The organism is Tatumella saanichensis (assembly GCF_000439375.1).
In the GTDB taxonomy this organism is placed as follows: domain Bacteria; phylum Pseudomonadota; class Gammaproteobacteria; order Enterobacterales; family Enterobacteriaceae; genus Tatumella; species Tatumella saanichensis.
In genome coordinates this window covers 1-1,944 of record NZ_ATMI01000044.1, presented here as the reverse complement: position 1 = coordinate 1,944, position 1,944 = coordinate 1, and the positions used below count along the sequence as shown (strand labels likewise).

Genomic DNA, 1,944 nt, shown 5'->3' with positions numbered 1-1,944 from the left:
TAAGTTTTATACATATCTTCTGGCCTAGAAATTACCGCCGCCCAGCGATTTTGCTCCAATGGCGCAGAGTCATTATAGGCCACAAAGGATGATGGCAGGTCGAGCATATAGCGACCGACGCAATAGGGTTTTATTTCGGAATTTAGTTTTTTCATAGCTTCCTGCTGCGATAACGTCAGTTTTTGTGGCGAAGGCGCATAAGGGCGAAAATATTGATACCCCCCATATCCCAGCGCACCTAAAACAGCAAGAGCAATCACTCTCCGTTTTATTTTATCCATCGCGGTTCCTTATTATTAATCCATCACCCTTTTCGACCGGTCAAAAAGCTCCTGGACGGACACGGACGCTACGGCTAAGGGTGTCCCAAAAGGTAATAATTTCCTCTTTGCTGTAGGAGGTCGCTGGCATACGTTGATTATCCAGGGTCAGCATAAATCCCGGACTCTGGTAACTGGCAGTCATCTCATTGATATACATTTCAAATTGATATCGTGGTTCATCATTGTATTCCTGTAAGCCTGTAGCCAGAAACTCTTGAGCCTGCAATCTATTAACATTAAACGCCCCTTTTCTTTCTATTCCTCCCCGCGAACGGGAAATATTGCTTTTTATTTCCCCCATTCTATCCAGCACAGTGTTTTCTTCCTGCGTAAAGTTATCATTGGAAACCGCAATGCGTATATTGTCGAAAGTATTACTGATAAGTCCTATGTTAATATCCTCCCGTTCCCTTGCCGTCGGGTCGCTGGCAATAAACGCATGGGTGATACAGGAGCCTGGTATTGTCGGGATGTCGTCATTCTCCCTCCCGCTTATCCTTGCCATCAGCGACTGCATCTGGCTAACATCATTAGGGACATAATTTCTAGCTGGTCGTTCTCCTCTCTGTTCAAGATATCTAGGGCTAGAATCATTAATGGTCTGCTTCTGAAACTTTATAACTACACCATTGGTATACAAATAGCCCTCAAGAATACGCATTGCATCTGATACACCTTCGTTTTCATTTCTTTCAAAAATCACCCCCTCCACTCCATTCGGCAATAACCAAACTTTTTTTAGGAACGGCATATCCTGAGCATCCAGGGTATAACCATTTTTTAGCGCCTTTTTACGTAATACAATTAACTGCTTAAATCCCGGAGGATACATCCTCTTTGTCGCCAGATAAGTTTTATATGTATCCTCTGGTCTAGAAATTACCGCCGCCCAGCGATTTTTTTCCAACGACGCAGAATCATTATAGGCCACAAAGGATGATGGCAGGTCGAGCATATAACGCCCGACACAATAAGGTTTTATTTCGGAATTCAGTTTTTTCATAGCTTCCTGCTGTGATAATGTCAGTTTTTGTGCAGAAGGTGCATAAGGGCGAAAGTATTGATACCCCCCATATCCCAGCGCAACAAAAACAGCAAGAGCAATCCCTCTCCGTATTATTTTATCCATTGTGATACCTTGTTAGTAATCCATCACCCTTTTCGACTGTTCAAAAAGCTCCGGGACGGACACGGACGCTACGGCTAAGGGTGTCCCAAAAAGCGATAATTTCCTCTTTGCTATAGGAGGTCGCTGGCATAGAGTCGTTCTCTAAGGTCAGAATGAAATTAGGAGTTTTATAGCTAGCTGTCATTTCATTGATAAACATATTAAAGCTATAACGAGGCTCATCCTGATATGCCTGTAAACCGGTCGCGAGTAATTCCTGTGCCTGCAAACCGTTTACATCAAAGGACCCTTTTCTCTCCACTCGGCCGCGGTATAAGTTACTCTTTATCTCACCGGCTCTATCCAACACTGTGTCGTGTTCACGCGTAAAGTTGTCAGTGGAGAGGATAATTCGGATATGTTCCAATCGCTGACTTTCAAGTCCAACAGAGATATCTTCTCGCTCCTTTTCCGTCGGGTCGCTGGCAATAAACGCATGGGTGATACAGGAGC

At 44.1% G+C, this 1,944-nt stretch carries 2 protein-coding genes and 1 pseudogene; all 3 read right to left on the bottom strand.

The window, feature by feature from the left end; genetic code table 11:
- Positions 1 to 281, bottom strand: a pseudogene (locus DW47_RS0113240) (T6SS immunity protein Tli4 family protein); the annotation flags it as partial.
- 40 nt (positions 282 to 321) lie between these two features.
- Entirely contained in the window at positions 322 to 1,452 is a 1,131-nt protein-coding gene (locus DW47_RS0113235) for a T6SS immunity protein Tli4 family protein (RefSeq protein ID WP_161606708.1), read from the bottom strand.
- 40 nt (positions 1,453 to 1,492) lie between these two features.
- Positions 1,493 to 1,944 (bottom strand): T6SS immunity protein Tli4 family protein (locus DW47_RS0113230; protein WP_029686899.1); only part of this gene is annotated, 452 nt, incomplete at its 5' end.

Excerpts from the sequence above, each read along its gene's own strand:
- DW47_RS0113235 (WP_161606708.1), bottom strand. The coding sequence starts at position 1,452 with ATGGATAAAATAATACGGAGAGGGATTGCTCTTGCTGTTTTTGTTGCG.